The following is a 16,576-nucleotide window of genomic DNA, read 5'->3' as shown; positions in this document are numbered from 1 at the left end:
TCGCCATCAGGCAGCGGCTATGATGTCGCTGCCTGCTATTTTTCGGTCAAAAGAGAGACGTAAGTGACTGACCAATCAAGTAATAATCAATCCGTGCAATGGAAGATAGCCGCGGGTGAGCAGCCTACCGACGATCCCTTGCTGGATTGCTTGGTATTGCTTACCGAACACTATGGCACACCCTGCTCGGGCGATGCGTTAGTCGCGGGCTTGCCGATGACCAATGCGTTACTCACGCCGGATATGTTTCCGCAAGCAGCGGGTCGAGCGGGTCTTGCCGCCCGTTTGTCACGCCGTAATTTGGATAATTTAGGGCCACTGCTCTTACCCTGCGTGCTTTTGCTCGCTGATCAAAAAGCCTGTGTATTACGAGAGATCGATAATGAAGCGGGTACCGCGTTGATTCAGTTACCAGAAAATGGTGGCGAACAAACCATGCGGCTTGAGGCGCTCGAGTCAATGTACGTTGGCTACTGCTTTTTGATCAAACGGCAATACCGTGGCGATCAATCGGTCGACTTGCATCTTCACGACAACAAAATCCATTGGTTCTGGCAAACGGTCAAAGACGCAGCACCTATTTATCGTGATGCGTTACTGGCGTCCGTGCTGGTAAATTTATTCGCGCTGGTCTCGCCGTTGTTCGTGATGAACGTCTACGACAAAATCGTCCCTAATTTGGCGTTTGAGTCCTTGTGGGTGTTAGCCAGTGGCGCGACGCTTGCATATTGTTTTGACTTTTTAATGCGCAAGCTTCGTTCGTATATGATTGATATGGCGGGTAAGAAAGTCGATATTATCGTCTCCTCTCGCCTGTTCGCACGGCTGATGGGGACACCGCTGGTCAATCGAGGAAGCAGTGTCGGCGCAACCGCAAAGCAATTGGGTGAATTCGACTCAGTGCGCGATATGCTGACGTCAGCTACCATCACCACCTTGGTGGACCTCCCGTTTGCCGTCTTCTTTGTTGCCATTATCTATTTGGTGGCCGGGGATCTTGCGATCGTCCCTGTCGTGGCGGGTTTATTGATCTTAGGGTATACCGTCTCGGTGCAGCCTAAACTACGTGCGGCAATTGAAGAGAGTAACAAGTACGCGTCCGAGCGCCATGGCCATTTGATCGAAAGCCTCTCGGCATTAGAGGGCGTTAAAGCCAGTGGTGCGGAAGGGATTGTTCAGCGTAGTTGGCAACAAATGACCGCGCATACAGCTAATTGGAACTTTAAAGTCAAACAAATCACCAATAATGTCTCTTACATTGCCACCTTTATCACCCAAATGATGGCAATCGCGGTGGTGATCCTGGGGGTATACCGGGTGGCGGATGGTGACATTTCCATGGGCGGGATTATCGCTGCAGTGATGCTTTCCAGCCGGGCGGTGTCACCGATGGCACAAATGGCCAGCCTGCTCAATCGTTGGAACCAAACCAGCACGTCACTGCGGCAGCTAAATGCGATGATGGAACAAGAGGACGAATTTGCCGACAAAGGGCACTTGGTCAGTCGCAAGCGCTTAAAAGGCGAGCTCAGTGCGGATAATCTGGCTTTTAACTATCCAGAGACGGAAAAGCCAGCCCTTTATCCGCTTAACTTCCGCATTCAACCGGGAGAGGTGATTGCCATCTTGGGGAAGAATGGCTCAGGAAAAACGACCTTACTGAAACTGTTGGCGGGTCTTTTTCAACCCAACCAAGGCAGCTTGCGGTTTGATGGCGTTGATAGTCGCCAGATACACCCTTCAGACTTGCGTCGTAACGTGGGCTATTTGGCGCAGGATGTGACGCTGTTCCATGGCACTATTCGCGAAAATATCATGTTTGGGACTCGCCAAGTGACTGAACACCAACTAATGCGTGCGGTTCAGTTGTCAGGCGTGAGCTTGTTTACCGCGCAAGATCATGAAGGCTTAGACAAACAAGTCGGGGAGCGCGGTGAAAAACTATCTCGTGGTCAACGGCAAGCGGTTTCCTTGGCGCGAGCATTACTTAACGAACCCCCCATGCTCGTCATGGATGAGCCGACTGCCAGCCTAGATGCACACGCCGAAAACCAGTTTATTAAAGCGATGGAAGTCGCAGCTAAATCGCGCACTTTGGTCATGGTGACACACAATATGGCCCTACTTAATATGGCACAGCGTGTGATTGTGATGGATAAGGGTCGAATTGTTATGGATGGTCCGCGCGATAAGGTGTTGAGTAAGCTCAATAAGGGAAGTGTGTAATGGGCAAAATGGTTAAAAAAACGAGTCAACCCGCTGATCTCGATATGGTTGATGACGTTTATGGCGCCATGATGACAGACACGCCGCTCAAATACAGAGCTGTCGTTTGGGTGGCCCTGCTCCTTATCGTCAGTTTTATTGTTTGGGCCGCTTTTGCTGAGCTAGATCGTGTTACCCGAGGTAACGGCAAGGTTATTCCCCCATCTCATGTTCAGCTTATTCAGAGCCTAGATGGTGGCATCTTACAAGCCATGTATGTGGATGAAGGTCAACTGGTTGAAAAAGGGATGCCTTTAGCGCGTATTGATGATACGCGCTTTCGCTCTGACCTTGCTCAGCAAGAGCAAGAGGTCGATAGCCTGCGCGCGTCGGTGACGCGAATGTACCATGAGCTTGATAGTGTGACGCTACAACCGGCTAGTAAGCCGTGGCAACAACAAATCGACGTTACCATGCGTCCGATGACGTTTCCCAACGAATTAACCAGCAGAAAACCAAATTTGGTCGCGCGGCAAAAATCGGAATACCGCAGTCGGCTTGAGAGCCTCAGTAACCAATTAGAAATTCAGGCTCGTCAAATCGTACAAAAAAAACAAGAGCTGGAAGAGGTCGCCTCTAAGATAAAAACCTTGACCAACTCGATGTCAATTATGCAGCGTGAGATCAATATCACACGTCCTTTAGTGGAAAAGAAGATTGTCTCAGAAGTGGAACTTCTCAAACTGGAAAGACAGATCAATGATATGGACGGTGAGCTAACCAACTTAAAGCTTTCGCGGCCAAAGATAAAAGCCTCATTGGATGAAGCGATATTAAAACGTCGAGAAGCCGCTTTGCAATTTATCAGTGAAACACGGGCTAAGTTGAGTGAAACAGAGGCACGTTTGTCACGATTAACAGAAGCGAAAGTAGGCGCTCAAGACAAGGTGAATAAAGCGGTTATCACCTCTCCGGTTGATGGCACGGTGAAAACAATACACATCAATACCCTCGGTGGGGTCGTTGATCCGGGCGAAGATGTGATTGAAATTGTGCCAACAGAAGATCAGCTGCTCGTTGAAGTGAAAATTTTGCCAAAAGACATTGCCTTTCTTCATCCCGGTTTACCAGCGGTGGTGAAAGTAACAGCCTATGACTTTACCCGTTATGGGGGCCTGGACGGCACCGTCGAGCACATCAGTGCGGATACGACGCAGGATGAAGAAGGCAATAGCTTTTATTTAGTACGGATAAGAACGGAATCATCACACTTAACCAGGGAAGATGGTACGCCTATGCCGATTATACCCGGCATGTTGACGTCGGTGGATATTATAACCGGGAAGCGTACTGTGCTTGAGTACATACTCAATCCTATCTTACGAGCAAAAGAAAACGCATTACGTGAGCGCTGAGAAATATACTAGTAGGAGTAACAACGTGCTGAATTTCTCGCATGTGGTCAATAAAAAGCGTATCGCGACGCTTACCCTGGCAATGAGCTTAAGCTCGCCAGCCGTGATGTCGCAAACTTTAGAGCAAGCGGTGGCGAGCTCTTTAGAGTCTCATCCGCAAATTCGCCAAGCGTTTGCAAGATATAAAGCCAGTGAACAGGCTATCGAGCAGGCCGAAGCCGGCTATTATCCCACACTTGATGCGACGGCAGGCATTGGTTGGGAGCGAACTGACTCGCCGGCAACACGCCGTGATACGACCACCGACGATGAGGTTGACTTGACGCGTCGTGAGCTAGGAGTGTCGTTGCGTCAGGTGCTGTTTGATGGTTTTCGCACACAAAATGAGGTCTCTCGAACCGAGAATGAAGCCACTGCTGAACAATGGGCACTGGTCGCCACCGCCGAAGACAAAGCGCTGGAAGTAGCAAGAGTATACTTAGATGTGCTTGTGGCCGATGAGGTGGTGACACTGGCGGAGAAAAACTTGGATAACCACCAAGAGATTTACGATGCCATTAAAGAGAGCAACGAAGGTGGATTTGCCAAAGCCAGTGACTTATCTCAGGTAACAGGCCGACTAGCCCGTGCTAATGCTAACTTGATGTCTGCACGTAATAATTTAGCGGACGCGCGCAGTGCGTTCACCAAAATAGTGGGTGCGGCTCCGGAAGATCTTCATTTGCCAAGACCTGATGAGGCGATGCTGCCTTCATCTCTGGATACATTGATGGCCCGAGCCTTAGAAAAGCATCCAAGGTTGCGCTCTGCGCAAGCGGATATTGCAGCTGCCAATGCTGCCCGTGACGGCTCTCGGGCTGCCTACCTGCCAGAGTTTAATATCGAAGTTGACGCCAATTGGAACGATAATGTCAGCGGTGAAGATGGTGCGGGTCCCCCTGATGTGGGTGGGGAAAACAACAATATTCAGGCGATGGTGCGTATGCGTTACAACTTGTTCAACGGTGGTGCTGATCGAGCGCGTGAACGACAAACGGCCTACCAAACCATTGAAGCGCGTGAAATTAATGAAATGGCGCATCGTGATGTGATTGAGGGCGCAAAGCTGGCTTGGAATGCCCGTACCTACCTAGAAGAGCAACGCGATTTTATGCGTCAACATGTTGAAGCGGCGACGGATACCCGCAATGCTTACCGAGAAGAGTTTCGTCTGAATGCACGCACCTTGTTGGATGTGCTGGACTCGCAAAATGAGCTGTTTGAAACACGGCGCGAGTACCTGAGCAAAGAAGCGGATGAACGTTATGCGCAGTATCGTATATTGAACGCAACAGGGCAGCTTTTAGCCTCGCTACGGGTCGATATGCCTGCAAGTTGGGATATAAAGTCTTTGACGGGCCAGGAGCGTGAACAATGAAACAGCTAGGTATCGTTTTAATCACTGGACTATTGCTTGGCGGTTGTGCCCCTCAAAGTGTTCAACCCATGGAAGATTCCCTGACGCAAAGTCGTGATTTAACGGATAGCGATAAAGACGGTGTAATTACCGCTCGCGATCAATGCGGTGATAGCGTTGAACAAGCCAAGGTGAACAATGAGGGTTGCCCAAGTCAGCGTATCGAGAAAGAGTCGTTTGAACTCAACGTGCAGTTTGAGACTGCGTCTGCCCGAGTTCGCGAAGATCAGTACGCGGATATTCGCCGCCTTGCGGACTTTATGCGTCGCTATCCTCAAGCAACTGTGACGATAGAGGGTCACGCAAGCAAAGTGGGCAATGCGTCTTACAATATGCAGCTGTCTCAACGTCGAGCGGAAGCCATTGCCAATGTGCTAGTGAAAGAGTTTTATATTGATAGAAACCGCGTGGATGCGCAGGGATTTGGGGAAACCCAACCGCTGATTGATGACGAGAGTGACCGAGCGAATGAACAGAATCGCCGTGTGATAGCGTCTGTGTCAGGCGAACATGGGGTAATGGAGAAACGATGGACTATATACTCGTCAGAAGAGCAATAGTTCAGCGCGATAACCTAGACATGAAAAGAGGCGTGGAATGACGCTCCATCAACGTGTGCTCTCGTTTGTAATAACCGCTGCCGTGGTCATCCTTTTAGTGACCACGGCAGTGGTCTTTCATTTTGGCGTACAACAGATAGACCGAGAGCAGCAACAATACTCACGTTTATTAAGCCAGTCACTCGCAGAGGCATTACCTGTGGTGCTTGAACAGGGCGACACGCAAAGGCTAAATAAACTGGTTTCTCACTTTATTACCATGCCTCAGGTGGAGAGGATCGTTGTCAAGCCTATGCTCTCCGGAGATCGTCAAGTGTGGGAGTCAGACTCACCGGGTCTGGACGCACCGGGGTGGTTTACACAACTGACGGGACTCAAAACCCGTACCCGCTCTGTCTCGGTGACCAATGGTTGGACTCAGTTGGCACAATTGACCATCGCCATCGCGCCTCAGCGAAAAATTGAGGCCCTGTGGAGTCGGCTTTTACAGCTGGTCCTCGGGTTAACGGCAGTGAGTGTACTGATAAGCTTGGGAGCGTCGGTCATGTTCCTTAGCGTGACAGCACCGCTGGGGGAGCTACGAAAGCGGTTGAAAGCATTAGGTCATGGTGATTTCCACCCCGCGCGAGCCAAGACGCGAGTTAATGATTTGGTGGCCTTACAAAGTGCGTTTAACCTTGCAGGTCAGCAAGTGGCCAAAGTGCAGCAATCGCAGCAAGAAGAATTGGTACGCTTGCGCGATAAATTGATGGTTGACCCTGTCTCAAAGTTACCCAACCGAGGCTACTTCCAGCATCAGTTACAAAGTTACATAAAAGACGGTGTGGGTTGTACGCTCGTGCTGATCGAAGTCTCTTGGTTATCGCGACTGCGTGCACGTTATGGTTACCAATATCGTGATCAGTGCTGGCGTTTGTTGGGAGAAGCGTTAACACAAGGGGAACTCGCACAAAGCCATCAATTAGTGGCGCGTCTAAGTCATAACGAGGTCGCAATACTGCTGACGATTGATGAAGAGAGCTTAGTGCGTCGCTACTTGAGGCAACTGTTACGCGCGATAAACCAAGAGCTGGAGCATATTGCTTTGCCCGTTAACCAAGGGTTCCATCTTGGTTTAGCGCAAACCCGTACAGATGATACGGCCAGCTTGATGGCCAAAGCGGATAATGCTTTACAACAGGCAAAGCGCCAAGATGATGTATATTTCTGGCCTTCTGACGAGCAAGCTGACGGTCGTACTCGAGAGCAATGGCGGCAGATATTGCTTGATGCGCTGAATAAAAACCCACTCGCGCTTTATGCCCAGCCGGTTCGCCATCGCGATAATCAACATAATTGGCACCAAGAGGTGTATGCGCACCTTTGGGTAGATGAGAGTTGGTTGGCCGCGGGGCAATTGTTGAATCGTATTTCAATGTACGCGCTGGGTGAAGAGTTTGATAAGCATGTGCTGACCAGGGTCGATGAATACGTAAAGGCTAACTCAGTTACTGATAAGTTAGCCGTCAACTTGACGTTAGAAAGTGTTAAAAGCCAAGCCTTCCATGATTGGCTACAAAACTATCTGTTGAAAACCTACTTGGCCAATAAATTGACGTTTGAGGTGGCTGAAGCCGCGGTGCATCAAGACCCAGAGGCTTGCCAAGCGCTGTTTCAGCTCGTTCGTAAGCAAGGCTTTGAGGTCGGTGTGGATCATTTTGGGCGTGATATGGATAACGTTGATTATATTAAAAATGTCGATCCAGACTACGTGAAGCTCGATATTGGCTTTGGCCAGCCCTCGAGTGATGTTGACGATGTGTTCATTCGCATGCTGGTGAATATTGCCGCTTCTCGGGAAATTAAGGTGATTGCTACGGGAATCGAGCAGTCAGAGCAGCATCAGTATTTTCATCAGTTGGGCTGCCAAGGATATCAGGGATATATTCTTCCCCCCATTCGCCTTGATAGTGAGCACGAGCATCGCGACTAAGTCAGTCGCTTTTCCATTATCCACGCATCTTCACGGTGACCGTCGGCACAGCGGTAATACTCTTGCCGGCGGTGAACTACTTGGAAACCATGCTTGTGATAAAGTGCTTTGGCAGGCAGGTTACTCTCTCTTACTTCTAACCAAATACTGTCCGCCCCAGCATGACGCAGTGTCGTTATCATCCCGTTTAAAAGTATCCATCCCCATCCTTGCCCCTGATAATCAGGATCGATAGTGATATTCAACAGCTCGCCCTCTCCCGCGATACAGCGCGCATAAAAATAACCGATGATGCTTGAGGGCGTAGTGGGCAAGCGCAGCACGTAGTGATAGTCAAACCGGTGAGGCGAAACCGCCAGTTGTGGCGCTGACCATGGAAAGTGGTGGGCGCGCTGTTCGATAGCGGTGATCCTCTCAATATCGTCATGATCAAGCGGGGTAATCTGGTAATCACTCATACTGACAGATTTGACGCCAAAGATCGCGCTTAGCCATCGGGTTATCGTGCATCTGCGCTAAGGGCTGTGAGTACAAGCTTTTCACTCCATCGACAATCACCTCGACAGGACCAATATACCAACACCAGTTAAGGTGATGTTCGCCAAGGGCTGGCAACGCAGCGTGGGGAAGTTGAAGAGCCTGTTCAGCACCTAATTTCATGCTTTTTAGGATGTTGCCAAATAGCCACGCGTCTTGATCACTGAGTACGTGATCGCAGACCAGCAATAATTGGCAATGGTCGGGCAATTGGATCACCTCTTGTTCACGGCCGTATATTTCTGGGTGTCGCAACTGCCACACATCGAGATCCATGGCTTGTAAACGCTGGATATCTGTTAACATGGTTTGCTGACTCTCACGTTGAAGTCGCGGCAGCGAGTTGTTTATACCACCAAGTATCGTCCGGATCTAAGGGAGCAAATTCCGCCTGTTCGGCGGCGTCACTAGGCGCTATTTTTAACAGGCTATAGCCCAGCTCAAACAAGGTAGACTCAGCCTCGTCTAACAGCGGCATCACCAAGTCTGCATCTGGGCTGTGCCACAACGTAATTTCTTGGGTGTTATTGGCAGTTTGAGCATCGGTGACGGCAATGTGCCCCAATATCTCTCCCATATCATCGGTCGCAAGGAGAGAGAGCGAGATCTGACCCGTTTCGCGCAGCTGTTGGAGCTGGTCGGCTTGCATGGGGCGCATTAGCGTCTCTCGCCACCAACCGTCTAGACGAACTAGGTCGGCGGGCGCTTCTGTACGAATCATCATCACAGAGGTAGTGGTTATTAAATGGTGTAGCCAGAATAACGGATTCCCGATCCCGTGCAAGAGGTGACTGCCATTTGTGTTTGATGCTTACGCAGCCAAATGCATAAATAGTCAGCAAATTGTGCAATATGGCGACACAGTCTCCCTTGTTTACTGATTTTGAGTCCTTTATCTATTTTTACAGTAAAATATGCGGTATATAGTGAGAAAAGCTTGAACCCATGACGCGTGCCTCATAAAGTGCTACTGACAACAAAGTTAAAAGTGTCTAATATGTGAGACGCTTGTCTCGCCAATGAGATGGTCGAGAGTGATTCCCAGATGTGAGCTTTTCATGCCAATATCGTCGTTAAATGATTGGTTCTACTGCTTAACCGATAATAGTCCGTTTCTTTTTGCCATTCTCGACAGCAATGATTGCTACCTTTACGCCAACCAACGCTACCGCGAGCTGTCTGGCTTGGCCTTGCCGTCATTAAAGGGGTTATCTGATATCGATACCCTAGGCGAGGCTTTTTATCAGTCGGTCAAACCGCATTATGACAAAGCCAGACGTGGTGAATGCGCGGAAGGAGAGGTGTTTCTTACTGACAGCTACCATAGTGCTAGCTTTCACTTCAGTGTCGCACCATTGGCAAATATCGCAGATGAAAGCGGTAAGCCCTGTGTGATTTTTCATGCCGCGGATACATCTGAACGCCAAGTATTAGCCAGTGCGCTCGAAGAGGTGGAGGAAAAATACCACCGTCTTAGTCAACTTATCGATGACGGCTGCTGTGTGGTTGAAGATGGTTGTATATTATCAGCGAATCCTGCGGCGGCAGGGTTACTTGGCGTCGGTAGTATCGACGCGTTGATCGGTGAACCCTTATCAGACTATCTCGTGTCGCCAGAGAAGGAGGCGACCACCATTGACAGCCTATTGCATGCACCGCATGAGCAAGGTGTGTCGGTGGTGAGTGCAAAAAACAATGCGTCGCTGATGGTAAGCCAATCACCGATCCATCTTTTGGGCAAAAAAGCGCATATGTTACGCCTACAACCGACAATGATTGACTCGTCGGTTAAGCGCTTAAAACCCACCGACAAAGAGGATGCCAGCAAAGTCGGTGAGCAACAATCCGCTTATACGGATGCATTAACAGGTCTTTATAACCGCTACGGGTTTAGTCGAGAGCTGGATAGGCTGATAAAGGCTCAAACACCATTGGCTATGCTGTACCTTGATGTTGATAATTTTAAAAATATCAATGACTCTCTCGGACACCATGTTGGTGACCGTGTGCTTCAGGATATCGCTCAGCGCTTACGTGCCTTGCTCTCTGCGGATACCATTATTGGCCACTTAGGCGGTGACGAATTTGCGGTATTGCTTCCTAAGCCAGCAACGGAAGACGCGCCTGATCAGCTGGCTGAGAAAGTCGTCGGGGCGATTAGTCAGCCTTTCGAATTGCACTATTTTAGTAAGTATTTGGCGTGTTCAGTGGGGATGGTGCGTTATCCCGATGATGGTAAAGACGCGCGTCAGCTGCTGCAAAATGCGGATACCGCAATGTATGAGGCCAAAGAGCAAGGCCGAAACCGTGTGGTCGCCTATCATGACAGCATGAGTAAAGAGGCACGGATGCGGCTTTGGTTGGAGATCGAGCTGCAAAAAGCTTTACAAAATAATGGGCTGGAAGTGTGGTATCAACCTAAGGTCAGTGCCAGTGATTACCGTATCAACGGTGCTGAAGCCTTGGTGCGTTGGAAACATCCTATCGAAGGTTATATCAGTCCTGGACGTTTTATTCCGGTTGCAGAGCGCTGTGGCCTGATTGAAGCGCTCGGGCGTCATGTGATGCGCGAGGTTTTTCAAAACGTGCGTCGCTGGCGTCAACAAGGCATGCTGCCGGGGCGAGTGGCGATTAACTTATCGCCAGAGCAATTTAGCAGCCCCAAGCTGACCGAGCACATGGAAAAGCTGATTAAAGCCACGGGAGCGAAACCAGAGGATATTACTTTTGAATTGACGGAAAGCGCGGTGATGAAAAACGATGAGCATGCGCTGAATATGCTCAATGCGATTAAATCATTGGGCTTTGCGCTCTCGATTGATGACTTTGGCACCGGCTACTCATCCTTGTCATACCTTGCCCGTTTTCCGCTTGATGAGCTTAAAATTGACCGTGCGTTTATTCACGATATGGACGCCTTGAGTAAACAGGTGACACTGGTGGAAAGCATCATTCACCTCGGACGGGCAATGGAAATGACCGTGGTGGCAGAGGGAGTTGAAACCCGTCAGCAGGCGTCGGTACTCACTAACCTGCACTGTGACACCATTCAAGGTTATTATTTTCACTCGCCCATGCCCAAGCATGAATTTGAAAAGCTATTGCTGAAAAGTAAGCCTAACAGGCAACCACCACAGGCACTGGCGCCCAGTGCGCAGACAAGTTGACCGATGCCTATTGGTATCAACCATGATCAAAAATAGAGCAGCGAGCCTGCTCTATTTTTGTTTTGAGGCGCTATCGAATGAAAGACTATGGTCGACGGTAGGCGATCCGGTTGAGCTCAAGTAACGCATAGCGGTGCTCGACAAACTCATACACGTTGCCCGACATGGCAAGCTTATACAATGCCACGGCGCGATCGTTGTCCCCTTGGAATTGATAGCGTTTAGCAAGGTAAAAGTAAGCTTCGCATAAGCGTTCTGCGAGCAGTTCATTATCTTCACCTTGCGAGGCAAGTTGCTCAAGCAGTTCACGCTCGCTGAGCTCACCGAGGTACATATCGACAAGCTGCCAGCCCCAACCCGCGGCCTCCGCATTTGCTTTTCGGGTAGCCAGCGCTTGCTGTGCCTTGGTTTCCCCCTTCCAGTCGCGCTCCACCAAATAAAGCCAAATGAGACGATAAGGATCGTCGCGGTCTTCTTGGTAGTGATGGAGTAAGTCTTGATGGGCTAGGCGATAGCGACCGCCGTAGTACAAGGCGATCCCACGATTACGCGCGGCATAGCTGTGACTGTTATCCAGCTCTAACGTGGAGTCAAAGGCCTCGTAGGCAGCATCATAGTGACCATTTTGGGTAAAATAGACCCCAAGAATATTGAATACATCAGGTTGGTCGGGCTTTAGCGAGAGAGATTGGTTAAAATCCAGCCTTGCCAAATCGCGCATCCCCAGGCTGTCGTGCATCAGTCCACGCTCATAATGCAATTGAGCGCGTGCGTCGTCACTCAAATCATTGCGAGCAAGCAGTTGATCAATACGTGCCAAGTGCACTTCCTGCTGCAGGGTGGGCTGTAAAGGGACGGCCATAGGAGGAAAGGTCCACTGGCTGGTACAGCCTGTTAAAAATAACAGCGCCAGTATCGCCATAGGCTTGAAAAATATTGCCCGTGGCTGAATAAAAAAGGTCATGAAGGCGCATCTCCGTGTAAAAAAAAGGGGGCCTCAGCCCCCTTTATACCATGAATGACGATATGACTTTAAGCGTCAGTGCTTGGTGCTTCTTCTGCTGGCGCAGCATCAGCAGCGGGAGCTTTTTCAGCCGCTGCTTCTTTCATGCTCAGACGAATACGACCTTGACGGTCAACTTCCAGCACTTTCACGTCTACTTCTTGGCCGATTTCGAGGTAATCAGACACCTTCTCAACGCGCTGATCAGCGATTTGAGAAATGTGAACCAGACCATCTTTGCCGCCAATCACTGAGACGAAGGCACCGAAGTCAACGATACGCTGAACCTTACCGGTATAGATACGGCCCACTTCGACTTCTGCAGTGAGTGCTTCGATGCGTGAAATGGCATCTTTGGCAGCTTCACCGTCGGTGGCCGCAATTTTCACGGTACCGTTGTCGTCGATTTCAATGGTGGTGCCAGTTTCTTCGGTAAGCTGACGGATCACGGCGCCACCTTTACCAATGACATCGCGGATCTTGTCTGGGTTGATGCTCATGGTGTGGATACGAGGCGCGAACTCAGAGATATCGTCGCGTGCCGAGCCAATGGCTTGGTCCATCACATCCAGGATGTGTAAACGTGCGCCTTTGGCTTGGTTCAATGCAATTTGCATGATCTCTTTAGTGATCCCTTCGATTTTGATGTCCATCTGCAAAGCAGTGACACCGTCATCCGTACCGGCCACTTTAAAGTCCATATCACCGAGGTGATCTTCATCACCCAAGATGTCGGAAAGCACAACGAAATCGTTGTCTTCTTTCACCAGACCCATGGCGATACCGGCCACTGATTTTTTCACCGGTACACCGGCATCCATCAGTGCTAGAGAGGTACCACATACTGACGCCATTGAAGACGAGCCGTTTGACTCAGTGATCTCAGAGACCACACGCAGTGTGTATGGGAATTCATCTTGGCTTGGTAGAACCGCTGCAATACCGCGCTTCGCTAGGCGACCATGGCCGATTTCGCGGCGCTTTGGTGAGCCAACAAAACCGGTTTCACCCACGCAATAAGGAGGGAAGTTGTAGTGCAGCATGAAGCCTTCTTGGCGCTCACCCATGATAGAATCAATGGTTTGCGCGTCACGCTGAGTACCGAGTGTGGCGGTGACCAAAGCCTGTGTTTCACCACGGGTAAACAAGGCGCTGCCGTGAGTACGTGGTAATACGCCAGTACGCACGTCGAGGGCACGAACCATGTCTTTCTCACGGCCATCAATACGTGGTTCACCCGCAATGATGCGGCTACGTACGACTTTCTTTTCTAGGTCGCCAAGCATGCCTAGGATTTCACGCTCATCCAAGGTCTCGTCTTCGCCGAGTAGTGCAGACACCACTTCCTGCTTCACCTGACCAATTTGCTCGTAACGGGCCATTTTTTCAGTGATTTGGTATGCCTGAGCCAGTGGGCCTTGTGCCATTTCAGCCACACGGGTTTGTAGCGCAGCGTTAACTTCCGGCGCTTGCCAATCCCAAGTAGGCGTTCCCACTTCGGCGGCAAATTCTTTGATTGCGTTGATCGCGGTTTGCTGTTGCTCATGACCAAACATCACCGCTTGCAGCATTTGCTCTTCGCTTAGGCGATCCGCTTCTGATTCAACCATCAGCACGGCGCCTTCAGTACCCGCGACCACAAGGTCAAGCTTGCTGTCGTCTAGCTCAGCAGGGCTTGGGTTAAGCACGAGTTCATCATTGATGTAGCCGACACGTGCTGAGCCGATAGGGCCGTTGAATGGGATCCCTGAGATGGCCAGTGCGGCCGAGGTACCTAGCATGGCAACGATATCAGGGCTAACCGCTGGGTTAACAGATACCACGGTTGCGATAACCTGCACTTCGTTTTTGAACGAGTCCGGGAATAGCGGGCGGATAGGGCGGTCAATCAGACGTGCGGTCAGGGTTTCTGACTCAGAAGGGCGGCCTTCGCGCTTGAAAAAACCACCTGGGATTTTACCCGCGGCGTAGGTACGCTCTTGGTAGTTGACGGTCAATGGGAAGAAGCTTTGGCCTTCAGCCGCTTCTTTTTTACCGACCACAGAAACGAATACCGAGGTATCGTCCATGCTGACCATGACAGCACCATTGGCTTGACGTGCCATCACGCCAGTTTCCAATGTGACTGTATGATTGCCGTATTGGAATGTTTTTACGATTGGATTCACAGATTATTTCCTTGTTGCTAAGGGATAAACCCGTTGGTTTATCTCACTAAGTGTCGGCTTTCAGCTGCTCACCATCGCGACTAATGACACCACGCTGCGCGGGTGTTTGGCCTTCGTGGGCAGTATGCTGTCAATAGTCGCGACCTTATGGTCGACGTTGTTGACTGTGTTACAGCTGAAAGTGGCGCTAATTATACACGTGCTTGGCCGATAACGACACCACGAGGCAGTCGATTGGCAACATTTGTGATGTGCTTGGCAAGCAAAATTGACCCTAACGGATACAGATAACAGTGCCAAGTCAGATTTGTGAATTGAAGCTGACTACAAGATCAGCGAAAATACGCCACTTTTGTGAATGACCCTCTCAGCTGGCGCCTGATTGCCGCCTGAAGTCAATAAGAAGATAACCTTTATGTCAAATACACTGCTGCAACAGGAAGTTGATAAACGCCGCACCTTTGCGATTATCTCGCACCCAGATGCGGGTAAAACCACCATCACGGAAAAGGTGCTGTTATTCGGACGTGCCATTCAAACGGCAGGAACCGTGAAAGGGCGTGGCTCTAACCAACATGCCAAGTCTGATTGGATGGATATGGAAAAAGAGCGTGGTATCTCTGTGACCACTTCTGTGATGCAATTTCCTTACAATGACTGCTTGGTGAACCTGCTTGATACGCCAGGGCACGAGGATTTCTCAGAGGATACATACCGGACACTGACTGCCGTCGATTCGTGTTTAATGGTGATTGATGCGGCGAAAGGTGTCGAAGATCGTACTCGCAAGCTGATGGAAGTCACGCGCTTACGCGATACCCCGATTATCACCTTTATGAACAAACTTGACCGTGATATTCGCGATCCGATGGAGCTGCTCGATGAAGTAGAGAGTGAACTCAACATCGCCTGTGCACCGGTATCGTGGCCGATTGGTTGCGGGAAAGGTTTCCAAGGTGTCTATCACATTCATCGGGACGAAAGCATCCTCTATCAATCAGGGCAAGGCCATACCATCCAAGATGCGCGTATCATCAAAGGCTTGGACAACCCTGAGCTCGATGAGGCGATTGGTGCCGACATTGCGCAAGATTTGCGCGATGAGTTGGAGCTGGTGATGGGGGCGTCACATGAGTTTGACCATGAGCTGTTTTTAAGCGGTGAACTCACGCCCGTTTTCTTCGGGACCGCATTGGGTAACTTCGGCGTGGATCATATGCTGGATGGCTTGACTGAGTGGGCACCAAAGCCCATGGCGCGCCCAACCCATGACCGCGAGGTCAGTGCCGACGAGGAGAAATTCTCAGGGTTTGTATTTAAAATCCAAGCCAATATGGATCCACGTCACCGTGATCGGATCGCCTTTATGCGTATTGTCTCTGGTAAATACCAGCAAGGCATGAAGCTGCGCCATGTACGTTTAGGTAAACAAATCAATATTTCCGATGCGGTGACCTTTATGGCAGGGGATCGGTCACGGGCTGAAGATGCGTTTGCGGGTGACATTATTGGCCTACACAATCATGGCACCATTCAAATTGGCGATACCTTTACCCAAGGGGAAGATCTGAAATTCGCAGGGATCCCCAACTTTGCCCCAGAGCTGTTCCGCCGGATCCGTCTCAAAGATCCACTACGTCAAAAGCAGCTGCTTAAAGGTTTGATTCAGCTGTCTGAAGAAGGTGCGGTACAGGTGTTCCGTCCGCTACAATCGAACGACTTAATTGTCGGTGCGGTCGGTGTGCTCCAGTTCGATATGGTGGTGGCACGCTTGAAAGCCGAATACAACGTGGATGCGTTGTATGAGCCGATTAATGTGGCCACTGCGCGTTGGGTGGAGTGTAAGGATGAGAAGAAGCTGGACGAGTTTCAGCGTAAAAACCAGGCGAACTTAGCCTTGGATGGTGGTGATAACTTGACGTACATTGCGCCGACCATGGTTAATCTGAACCTCACGCAAGAGCGCTTCCCGGATATTGAGCTCAGAGCGACCCGCGAACACTAAGCGGCAGGGGTGAGGGCCGGATCGCCTAGTGTGATTAAAAACTCGTACCGGATAGAGGTGACACTCTCCTCGTTCGCGCCATGCTATA

12 protein-coding genes are annotated in these 16,576 nt (G+C 50.2%); 7 read left to right on the top strand and 5 right to left on the bottom strand.

Annotated elements, in window-relative coordinates:
* Positions 1 to 63 precede the first annotated feature (63 nt).
* The 5 genes from N8M53_RS10485 to N8M53_RS10465 are packed head-to-tail and all read left to right on the top strand — an operon-like array spanning position 64 to position 7,608.
* On the top strand, positions 64 to 2,226 hold the full coding sequence (locus tag N8M53_RS10485) for a type I secretion system permease/ATPase (RefSeq protein WP_269578740.1): 2,163 nt from the start codon (positions 64 to 66) through the stop codon (positions 2,224 to 2,226).
* Positions 2,226 to 3,620 (top strand): HlyD family type I secretion periplasmic adaptor subunit, encoded by a 1,395-nt coding sequence (locus N8M53_RS10480; RefSeq protein WP_269578739.1) that lies wholly within the window; start codon positions 2,226 to 2,228, stop codon positions 3,618 to 3,620. The genes N8M53_RS10485 and N8M53_RS10480 overlap by 1 nt, the downstream gene beginning before the upstream one ends.
* A gap of 25 nt (positions 3,621 to 3,645) precedes the next feature.
* Positions 3,646 to 5,037, top strand: coding sequence for a TolC family outer membrane protein (locus tag N8M53_RS10475; RefSeq protein WP_269578738.1), 1,392 nt, complete (start codon positions 3,646 to 3,648; stop codon positions 5,035 to 5,037).
* Positions 5,034 to 5,636, top strand: a complete 603-nt coding sequence (locus N8M53_RS10470) for an OmpA family protein (RefSeq protein WP_269578737.1) — start codon at positions 5,034 to 5,036, stop codon at positions 5,634 to 5,636. The genes N8M53_RS10475 and N8M53_RS10470 overlap by 4 nt, the downstream gene beginning before the upstream one ends.
* Positions 5,637 to 5,673: 37 nt before the next feature.
* Positions 5,674 to 7,608 (top strand): EAL domain-containing protein, encoded by a 1,935-nt coding sequence (locus N8M53_RS10465; RefSeq protein WP_269578736.1) that lies wholly within the window; start codon positions 5,674 to 5,676, stop codon positions 7,606 to 7,608.
* On the opposite strand, the gene rimI is transcribed toward N8M53_RS10465, so the two are convergent.
* From rimI to N8M53_RS10450, 3 genes are read right to left on the bottom strand one after another with little or no spacing between them, the layout of a single operon-like run.
* The gene (gene rimI / locus N8M53_RS10460; protein ID WP_269578735.1) at positions 7,605 to 8,066 is read right to left on the bottom strand and encodes a ribosomal protein S18-alanine N-acetyltransferase; all 462 of its coding nucleotides are present in this window, start codon (positions 8,064 to 8,066) and stop codon (positions 7,605 to 7,607) included. The genes N8M53_RS10465 and rimI overlap by 4 nt on opposite strands.
* The gene (locus N8M53_RS10455; RefSeq protein WP_269578734.1) at positions 8,059 to 8,451 is read right to left on the bottom strand and encodes a DNA polymerase III subunit psi; all 393 of its coding nucleotides are present in this window, start codon (positions 8,449 to 8,451) and stop codon (positions 8,059 to 8,061) included. The genes rimI and N8M53_RS10455 overlap by 8 nt, the downstream gene beginning before the upstream one ends.
* 13 nt (positions 8,452 to 8,464) lie before the next feature.
* Positions 8,465 to 8,869 carry a GNAT family N-acetyltransferase gene (locus N8M53_RS10450; RefSeq protein WP_269578733.1) on the bottom strand — a complete coding sequence of 135 codons (405 nt, stop codon included), beginning with the start codon at positions 8,867 to 8,869 and terminating at the stop codon, positions 8,465 to 8,467.
* Between the two features lie 334 nt (positions 8,870 to 9,203).
* On the opposite strand from N8M53_RS10450, the gene N8M53_RS10445 reads away from it, so the two are divergent.
* Complete coding sequence (locus N8M53_RS10445) at positions 9,204 to 11,312, top strand: bifunctional diguanylate cyclase/phosphodiesterase (RefSeq protein WP_269578732.1); 2,109 nt, start codon at positions 9,204 to 9,206, stop codon at positions 11,310 to 11,312.
* A gap of 85 nt (positions 11,313 to 11,397) precedes the next feature.
* Here N8M53_RS10445 and nlpI read toward each other — a convergent pair whose 3' ends face one another.
* Together nlpI and pnp are read right to left on the bottom strand one after the other, a co-directional pair.
* Positions 11,398 to 12,276 carry a lipoprotein NlpI gene (gene nlpI, locus N8M53_RS10440; protein WP_269578731.1) on the bottom strand — a complete coding sequence of 293 codons (879 nt, stop codon included), beginning with the start codon at positions 12,274 to 12,276 and terminating at the stop codon, positions 11,398 to 11,400.
* Between the two features lie 68 nt (positions 12,277 to 12,344).
* On the bottom strand, positions 12,345 to 14,483 hold the full coding sequence (gene pnp, locus N8M53_RS10435) for a polyribonucleotide nucleotidyltransferase (protein ID WP_269578730.1): 2,139 nt from the start codon (positions 14,481 to 14,483) through the stop codon (positions 12,345 to 12,347).
* A 415-nt stretch (positions 14,484 to 14,898) separates the two neighbouring features.
* On the opposite strand from pnp, the gene prfC reads away from it, so the two are divergent.
* On the top strand, positions 14,899 to 16,488 hold the full coding sequence (gene prfC / locus N8M53_RS10430; protein WP_269578729.1) for a peptide chain release factor 3: 1,590 nt from the start codon (positions 14,899 to 14,901) through the stop codon (positions 16,486 to 16,488).
* Positions 16,489 to 16,576: the final 88 nt, after the last annotated feature.

Origin of the sequence: Salinivibrio kushneri (genome assembly GCF_027286325.1) — a bacterium.
Classification (GTDB): domain Bacteria; phylum Pseudomonadota; class Gammaproteobacteria; order Enterobacterales; family Vibrionaceae; genus Salinivibrio; species Salinivibrio kushneri_A.
Note: the sequence above shows the minus strand (reverse complement) of the source record. Positions and strands in the feature narration are given on the sequence as shown.